Genomic DNA, 8,770 nt, shown 5'->3' with positions numbered 1-8,770 from the left:
TCGACTTGCATGTATTAGGCCTGCCGCTAGCGTTCATCCTGAGCCAGGATCAAACTCTCCATCGTAAATATTATTTGTAACTGATAAATCAGCTACGTTGTCATTAGCCTTAATTTAGTGCTAACCTGTTAATGTCAATACGTCAAAGAACTTGCTCTCTTTCGAGATGGTGATCAACCGTTGCTGATCTGTTGTCGTTTGGGAGTGCAAAGGTAGTTGTTTGCATTTTCCTTGTCAAGCTTTTTATTTATTTTTTTTACTCTCTTTTGCTTGACTCCCAAACACTTTGATTAGTCTTTTATCTTTTCAGATCGAGTGCCTTTCTCGTGTTTGGGAGTGCAAAAGTATGGGCTTATTTGGCTAAACGCAACAGTTTGTCAAAAAAAATCTTGAAAATTATTCCCCCTGCAAAAATGGATAGCCGTAATGTTTGGGAGACACGTATGTTTCTTTTATCGTACGAGCTGATAACCAACGATATAAGTTTAATGCTGAACCGGCTTTGTCATTTGTACCTGACGCCCTAGCTCCCCCGAAGGGTTGTTGTCCCACTACAGCTCCTGTCGGCTTATCATTGATGTAGAAGTTTCCAGCTGCGTTTTCTAAGGCTTTAGACACCTCTTCGATAACGTAACGGTCTTTGGCGAATATGGAGCCAGTCAGGGCATACTCTGATGTACTGTCGACGATCTTTATGATGTTAGCGAACTTAGTGGGTTCATACACGTACACAGAAAGAACCGGTCCAAAGATTTCTTCACACATGGTTCGATAGTTTGGGTCCCGTATTTTAATGACAGTTGGTTCAATAAAGTATCCAACAGTGCTGTCGTAATTTCCACCCGCAATAACTTCAACTTGATCACTGCTTTTTGCCTCGTCGATGTAGGCAGCAATCTTTTTGAAGGCACGTTCATCGATAACTGCGTTAACGAAATTGGTGAAGTCCTCTACCCCACCCATCTTTATCTCGCTCATGAACTGTTTTACTTTGGCTTCTACCGCTGGCCATAGATTACTCGGGACGTAAGCTCGCGACGCAGCCGAACATTTCTGACCCTGGTATTCGAATGCGCCCCGTACCAGACCTACGGCTACTTCGTCGGCATCAGCTGATTCATGCACTAACACGAAGTCCTTACCACCGGTTTCACCAACTATACGCGGATAACTTTTGTACTTGTGGATGTTTGCTCCAATCTCTCCCCAGATCGTCTGAAAAACTTTCGTACTTCCGGTAAAGTGAATGCCAGCGAAATCAGCGTGATTAAAAATAATATCGCCAGCTACCGGGCCATCGACGTAAATCAGATTGATTACTCCATCTGGTAGTCCTGCCTCTTTGAGCACTTCCATGAAAACATTGGCCGATAAAACCTGCGTGTAGGCAGGCTTCCATACCACTGTGTTACCAAGCATGGCTGGCGCAGCAGGAAGATTACCAGCAATAGCCGTAAAGTTGAATGGCGTCAAGGCAAACACAAATCCTTCCAGGGGACGATATTCTAGCCGGTTCCAAACGCCTGGTGAGGAGTTTGGCTGCTGCGAATAAATTTCAGCCATGTACTTCGCATTGAATCGCAGGAAGTCGATCAACTCGCAGGCGGAGTCAATTTCGGCCTGGTATGCGTTCTTGGACTGCCCTAGCATGGTAGCTGCGTTGATTTTCGCTCGGTAAGGACCAGCTAGCAGGTCGGCAGCTTTCAAAAATATGTTTGCCCGGTGCTCCCAATTCAGCGAAGCCCATGCGTCTTTAGCGGATAAAGCAGCTTTTATCGCTTTATTGACATGCTCAGCCGTTCCTTCATGAAAATAGCCAAGCGTATGTTGGTGATCATGCGGAGGGGCTAGTCTGATTTTCTGATTCGTACGGATTTCCTCGCTGCCGATGTACATCGGGATATCAGCTTCCTGACCACGAAACGCAGCCATTGCTTGTTTTACAGCTTCTCTTTCTGGTGAACCTGGTCTGTATTCTTTGACCGGCTCATTTACCGGAGTTGGTATGTTGAAAAATCCAAGTGACATAATGAAGTGTCTGTTTTTGCAAAGTTACGTATTGATCCAGTTATCCACCTACTCAGGTAAGTTTTCCACATTTACGTTCTGATTTACCGTACTTTGCGTTATTATTTCCATTACTTCTATGCGTTTTTACAGTACGAATAATCCACAGGTAACTGTTTCGGCAAAGGAAGCTTTGTTTCATAGTATGCCTGCTGACAAAGGGCTATACATGCCTACACCTTTACCAACATTAGGTGTAGAATTTTTTGAAAATATTGCCGGGCAATCGTTGGCAGACATCGGTTTTTCTATCAGTAAAGCTTTATTTGGTGACGAGATCCGTAATGAAGAGCTAGAGCAGTTAATCCATCATGCTTTTCCATTCGATACGCCAACGCTTGATTTGGTACCTGGAAAAAGTAGTGTGCTTGAGTTATTTCACGGGCCCTCTTTAGCTTTCAAAGACGTGGGAGCTCGCTATATGGCTGCCTTGATGTCTTACTACTCCCAGAAGAGCGATAAAGAAATTAACATCCTTGTTGCTACGTCAGGGGATACAGGCGGAGCAGTGGCTATGGGGTTTCACAATGTGCCAGGGGTTCGGGTATCAATTTTGTACCCAAGCGGTCGGGTGAGTGATTTGCAGGAGAAACAATTGACGACTCTCGGTGGCAACGTACAGGCCTTTGAAGTAGATGGCTCGTTCGATGATTGTCAGGCGATCGTCAAACAGGCTTTCGTCGACGCTGAGTTGAATGCGAACCTGGCTCTTTCCTCGGCTAATTCAATCAATATTTTTCGGTTGATTCCGCAAGGATTTTATTACGTCCGGGCTTATGGTCAGAACCGGCATCACAGTAAACCTATCATCTTTTCCACCCCTAGTGGCAACTTCGGCAATTTGAGTGCTGGCGTTATGGTGCAACAAATGGGATTACCCGTTCAGCATTTCGTGGCATCCACTAATCTTAATCAGGTTGTACCCGCCTATTTGAAATCAGGCGTATACACGCCCCAGTCGTCAATCGCTACGATCTCAAACGCCATGGATGTGGGAGCGCCCAGCAACTTCCCACGATTGGCTCACCTTTATGGAAATGATTACGACACGATCACGAGTAACGTATCAGGTTACTTTTATGATGACGAACAGACTCGGTTAGGAATGAAGCGAATATTTGAGACTTACCAGTATGTAGCTTGTCCGCATACGGCTATCGGGATTATGGGTGGCGAAGATTACCAGCGTAGCGTCAACTCGGATAGTTTAGTGATTTCACTGGCAACAGCTCACCCATCGAAATTTAAACCATTGGTTGAAGAAGTCATTGGTCAGGCCGTAGAGGTACCAGAGCGGCTCGCTATTCTGTCAGATCGGACAAAGCAAAGTATTCGTATCCCAGCGCAATACGACGCGTTTAAAGAATCTTTACTACAGACTGTAGCCTAACGCTCATTTTGCCTAAACAAAAAAGCCGGACGATGAATCCGGCTTTTTTGTTTAGTTTACTACGTCCCCTCGAAGGAGTCGGAATCGTTTTCGCGCTTCAGCTCCGTATATGCTACCTGGATACTGGGTCAGTATCTTCTGATAGATTTCCATCGCAGCATTCTTGTCCTTCAGTTGTTCCTCGTAGATTTTTCCCTGCGTAAACAGCGCATCGTCGCCCAGAATATCTTGAGGAAATTTGGTAGTAATTGTTTTTAAGTCCTCCAGTGCTTCAGCCTGTTTTCCCTGCTTCATGTACGTTTTAGCACGAAGCCAGAGTATTTCGTCAGCCAGACTATGTTCTCCGTATTTTTTCCACATTCCATTGAGTTTGTCCACAGCTTCGTCGGTTCTGTTCTGAAACAAAAGCAGATCGATAGCTGCATACTCACGCATGGCGGCTTCGGTACTATCCAACCCAGTGTTATCCACAATCAACAAACTCAGTTGCTCAGCATCATTGGCAATCTCACGTGAGGTAGCCAGTTTCAAAATGTCTAAGATATCTTTCGACACTGTAAAATCACCCTTGTAGTAATGCAGCTTGGCGTTTTTTAGTTTGGCCTCATGCCCCAGTAATTCTTCCTTCTGCGATTTTTCAACTTGGGAGTACAGCAATGTAGACTCCCAGGGCTCCCCTTTCAGGAGAAAGATATCGCCTTTATCCAGCTTGCACTTATCCACAAAATTCCGATCAGTTTTCCCCAAATCGATAGCGAGATCCAGTACTGTCAGCGCCGTGTCTTTACTGTCGAGGTAATTGCCATACAAATTGGCCGTGCTACGTAACGCTTCAAGTGTTTTGGCATTCGTACCGATTTCGGCAAGCATCCGTTGGTAATCGGTGATCAGCTTACGGATTTCACCTTTATCAACTGGATACGTATTTTTCACTTGTTCCTCACGCGCATTGATCACCAACCGACGGGCGAATGGATACAGCTGTCCCTGTGGATATGTGGTCACCACGTAGTCAAAAGCATCCGCTGCGACTTTGTACTCCTTGTTGTTCATGGCGAGCATGCCCAGGTCATAGACCCGGTTCCCGGCCAGCTTCAGCCGTTTGTCCGTTGCTTTCTCCTGAAGTAGTGCTCTACTGAATTTCTGCTTTTGTACGAAATACCAGATGAGTAGCTCGTTGTAGGCAGGTTCGTTCGGCTCCTGCTGAACTTTCGTATACAGCGACTTTTCCACCAAGGGTTCCTCTTTTGTGTTGATAAACCCCTGTAGCGCTGCCAATACACTCTCCCGTCGCTCGGGTTGCTTTCCTGTTTTCAGAATCTCGTCTATCGCTTTCTCCGTTTGGCCGGTAGACCGATACAAACTCATTAGGTCGCTACTATACGCCGTGGGGTCTTTACTCACTTCCCGGGCTGTTTCGAAAGCCTGCACAGCCCACTTCGTTTCGCCAATCTCGTTGAAGGCTTCAGCGACCTTTTCTAATTTGCTAGTTGCCGATTTTGCCGTTTGTATTGCCGCCTTGTATTGTGCTGTGCTTTGTACAGTATCCCCCTGCAACTCGGCCAGCTGACCAAGCATCACTTCGTAGTACGACTTGTTTGCTTCATCGGACCGCACTTGTTTTTTTAAAAACTTGACGGCCTCTTCTCGCTTGCCTGTTTTGGTTAAACTTGTGACGTACCGATTTAGCCGGAGCCAGGTCACGTTCGTTTTGATCAACTTCCCATACTCGACTGCGGCTTTTTCAAACTCGTTGGCTTTATAGTATTCATCCGCCAACGATGGTTCGTTTTGCGCCCACGCTTCAGATCTCATCCAAAGGCCGCTCCACAACGTAATGACAACTATTAACCTTATTAACATTTTATATAAAAGTCTTTTTTAAAAAACGTTGTTATAGTCATTATTCATGTGGAAAAGTGAACAAGTATGTTGTCCACCTTTTTTAATCGTGTATGTGGATAAAGATACAATGTTATTAACAACTATTGCTTTACTTATCCACATATAACTGTCTAGTTATTAATATAATAACACTTTATCCACAAAGTAGGCCTTTACTTTACACTCATTTGTGTACAAATTTTATACACACTCGACCATGCGGATAAAGGGTGTATGAGTACGTTGATATGTTTCCGTTTCTCCACAGTTTGTTGGCCTATTTCTACGGATGTGGAGAACTCCGAGACTATTCCACACCGGGGCGTTTGCTTGTAAACATGTTTTCCACAGGAGTGTAACATTTATCCACACACTTATTCACCGATAATTTTAACTTTTTTAATTTAGAATTGACCTGCTTTCCGGTGGAGTCAAAGATACCAGTTAACAGCACTGAAGGTTTCCGAACTATGCCTTCTTAAACAGATACGTAATACTTGACGACTGACCAGTGCGTTTAGCCTGTCTGTTCGAGGCCAGCCCTACTCGTACGCTTTCAACGTAGTCCGTTTTACCAGTCCGGTATATCGAACTAAGCATACTTATATAGAATGCATCGAAGGGCATTTGTTTCTGGTCGGCCAGTGTAAGCCCATGCTTCTTAAATAAAGCGGTTATTGTATCAGGTGTGAAGTGATGCAAATGTCGAGGGACATCGTAAGCTGCCCAATAGCTCTTGTAATAAGCAGCATCATACGAAGCACAATTCGGAACGGCGATTACCACTGTGCCTTTATCTGTCAATAAGGAGTGCAGCTGCGCGACTGTCTTGTTCAGATCTGGAACATGTTCTAAGACGTGCCACATGCTGATTATGTCAAATTGCTGCGTACCCTCGATTGCCTCTAAATTGTGATCGATTGATGTAGTAAGTTTTGCTTCAGCTATTGCACGGGCATCAGCGTCAGGTTCCATGCCACGGATTTTCCAACCAGCTTCTTTGCTTGCCAGCAAAAAAGAACCTGTACCACAACCGACATCTAGTACCTCCCCTACCCCACCGTTTAGCTTGTTGATGAGATTTACCTTCCCTTGTAATGTGTAATTGCGAACTAACCGGTAGGCCGTGTTGATCAAACCCCCGCCGGTATCGTTGTGAGAGACGTACTGGTCAGATTTGTAGTAAGAGCCTATGGACGATGCATCAGGACGAGGATTAGTCAGTTTAAACCCACATCGGGCGCACTGTTGTATAGTAAAATTCTCGTTGCTGACGAGGTAATCTTTACAGGTCAATACGCTTTCGAAATGATGGTGGCTGCAGACGGGGCAAACGCTAATGGTTTCCAAAAGAGTGAAGTTAATTAATGAAAAAACGGCCTGGTAACGAAATTAGACAATCGTCACCAAGCCGTCTATGTCTATGGTTAATTTATCGGCCCATGTAGACCAGTAATATTGAAATGTCAGAAGGGCTTACTCCACTAATTCGAGAAGCCTGACCAATTGTAGCCGGTTTGGAACGCTTAAGTTTTTCTTTACCCTCAAACGACAGAGCCTTTAGGTTATCATAGTTAAACTCTGGATTGATGGCTAGGCCTTCCCATTTCTCCAATTTCTCAGCATTGCTTTTCTCTCGGTTCAGGTAGTCTTCGTACTTAATTTCAATGACTGTCTGCTCAAGCGTTGCTTCATCAAAATGGGGGAAATCTGGTAAGGTATCCAGGATTGTCTGCACATCGTCCTGATTGATTTCTGGTCTTTTTAGTAAGGTATACAGACTACTTTTTTCGCGTAGCAGAGCACTCCCCTTTTCTTCTAATAGGCGGTTTACATCCTCTGGACTGACCTTCGCTGATCTAATTCTTTGTGTCAGTGTAGCCAGTCCATCACGCTTTGCCAGCATGGCATCATAGCGCTCTTGGTCGGCTAAACCGATAGCATATCCCTTTTCTGTCAGCCTTAAATCGGCATTATCCTGACGTAATAAGGTTCTATACTCAGCTCGCGATGTGAACATCCGGTAAGGTTCCTCTGTACCCTTGGTAATCAAATCGTCTATCAGTACACCTATGTATCCTTCAGAACGCTTAACCGTAAAAGGCTCAGCTTCCTTTACGTTACGGTGAGCGTTTATACCAGCCATCAGACCCTGACAAGCAGCTTCTTCGTAGCCCGTTGTTCCGTTTATCTGGCCTGCGAAAAATAGGTTTGATACTAACTGTGTTTCTAATGTTGGCTTTAGCTGGGTGGGCGGGAAGTAATCATACTCCACGGCATAGCCAGGTCGAAACATCCGAACATTCTCAAAACCGGGAATTTTCCGGATAGCATCGTATTGCACATCCTCCGGTAATGACGTCGAGAATCCATTGACGTACACTTCTACAGTATCCCAGCCTTCTGGTTCCACGAAAATCTGGTGACGATCTTTGTCCGCAAATCGGTTTATTTTATCCTCAATGGACGGGCAGTAACGGGGCCCTAAACCTTTGATCCGTCCGGTAAACATGGGTGATTTTTCGAACCCTGTCTTCAGTTCATCGTGAACAGCGTCGTTGGTATACGTAATCCAGCAGCTGCGCTGATGGGTAAGCGTAGGAGTATTTGTATAAGAGAACTTTCCAGGCTTTTCGTCGCCTAACTGTTCTTCCATCAACGCATAGTTGAGGCTACGCCCATCCACCCGTGGGGGTGTACCCGTCTTCATCCGTCCTGCTTCAAACCCCAACGTAACGAGTTGTTCGGTTAGTCCTGTTGCTGAACGCTCAGCTGTCCGTCCCCCACCAAACACCTTCTCGCCAATAAACATCTTCCCATTCAGAAATGTACCATTTGTTAGTACAACCGCTTGAGATAAGAACGTAACGCCCATGGTAGTTTTTACACCTGCAACGCGTCCATCTTTAACTAAGATCTCATTGACTGTATCCTGCCAGAAATCAACGTTATGATTTTGCTCCAGTGCTTTGCGCCATTCTCTGGCAAACGTATCCCGGTCACTCTGGCACCGCGGGCTCCACATTGCCGGGCCTTTCGAGCGGTTAAGCATCCGGAACTGGATCATACTCTTGTCGCTGATGATTCCTGATAGACCGCCTAAAGCATCTACCTCGCGTACGATCTGTCCTTTGGCAACACCACCCATAGCAGGATTGCAGGACATTTGCGCTATGGTGTGCATGTTCATGGTGATCAATAAAACCTTGGATCCCATTGTTGCAGCAGCATTTGCTGCCTCACAGCCTGCGTGTCCAGCTCCTACAACTATTACATCGTAAGACGAATGCATATTTGGTCTGTTTTGTGAAAATGTTTCACGTGGAAACTTTTAAAGAAAACGAAAGAATCTACGAAAAGAGTAATCTTTCAATAAACAGGGCAACAAAAAACCGTTAACCTTTGTGCCAGGTTAACGGTCAATGTTTT

At 45.2% G+C, this 8,770-nt stretch carries 5 protein-coding genes and 1 rRNA gene; 1 reads left to right on the top strand and 5 read right to left on the bottom strand.

Features of this window, described 5'->3' with window-relative positions:
* Nucleotides 1-65, bottom strand: a 16S ribosomal RNA gene (locus ACYVAD_RS25295); the annotation flags it as partial.
* A 331-nt stretch (nt 66-396) separates the two neighbouring features.
* The gene (gene pruA, locus ACYVAD_RS25290) at nt 397-2,028 is read right to left on the bottom strand and encodes an L-glutamate gamma-semialdehyde dehydrogenase (RefSeq protein ID WP_461142328.1); all 1,632 of its coding nucleotides are present in this window, start codon (nt 2,026-2,028) and stop codon (nt 397-399) included.
* A 118-nt stretch (nt 2,029-2,146) separates the two neighbouring features.
* Between pruA and thrC the strand changes: the two genes are divergently transcribed.
* On the top strand, nt 2,147-3,457 hold the full coding sequence (gene thrC, locus ACYVAD_RS25285; RefSeq protein WP_461142327.1) for a threonine synthase: 1,311 nt from the start codon (nt 2,147-2,149) through the stop codon (nt 3,455-3,457).
* Nucleotides 3,458-3,508: 51 nt separating this feature from the next.
* Here thrC and ACYVAD_RS25280 read toward each other — a convergent pair whose 3' ends face one another.
* From ACYVAD_RS25280 to mnmG, 3 genes are all read right to left on the bottom strand, one after another.
* Nucleotides 3,509-5,272: a tetratricopeptide repeat protein gene (locus ACYVAD_RS25280; RefSeq protein ID WP_461142326.1), complete on the bottom strand. Its 1,764-nt coding sequence runs from the start codon at nt 5,270-5,272 to the stop codon at nt 3,509-3,511.
* A gap of 537 nt (nt 5,273-5,809) precedes the next feature.
* Nucleotides 5,810-6,691: a class I SAM-dependent methyltransferase gene (locus tag ACYVAD_RS25275; protein WP_461142325.1), complete on the bottom strand. Its 882-nt coding sequence runs from the start codon at nt 6,689-6,691 to the stop codon at nt 5,810-5,812.
* Nucleotides 6,692-6,773: 82 nt separating this feature from the next.
* Nucleotides 6,774-8,633, bottom strand: coding sequence for a tRNA uridine-5-carboxymethylaminomethyl(34) synthesis enzyme MnmG (gene mnmG / locus ACYVAD_RS25270; protein WP_461142324.1), 1,860 nt, complete (start codon nt 8,631-8,633; stop codon nt 6,774-6,776).
* Between the last annotated feature and the right edge of the window lie 137 nt (nt 8,634-8,770).

Source organism: Spirosoma pomorum (genome assembly GCF_054776615.1).
Note: the sequence above shows the minus strand (reverse complement) of the source record. Positions and strands in the feature narration are given on the sequence as shown.

Excerpts from the sequence above, each read along its gene's own strand:
- pruA (WP_461142328.1), bottom strand. The coding sequence starts at position 2,028 with ATGTCACTTGGATTTTTCAACATACCAACTCCGGTAAATGAGCCGGTC.
- thrC (WP_461142327.1), top strand. The coding sequence starts at position 2,147 with ATGCGTTTTTACAGTACGAATAATCCACAGGTAACTGTTTCGGCAAAG.
- ACYVAD_RS25280 (WP_461142326.1), bottom strand. The coding sequence starts at position 5,272 with ATGAGATCTGAAGCGTGGGCGCAAAACGAACCATCGTTGGCGGATGAA.
- mnmG (WP_461142324.1), bottom strand. The coding sequence starts at position 8,633 with ATGCATTCGTCTTACGATGTAATAGTTGTAGGAGCTGGACACGCAGGC.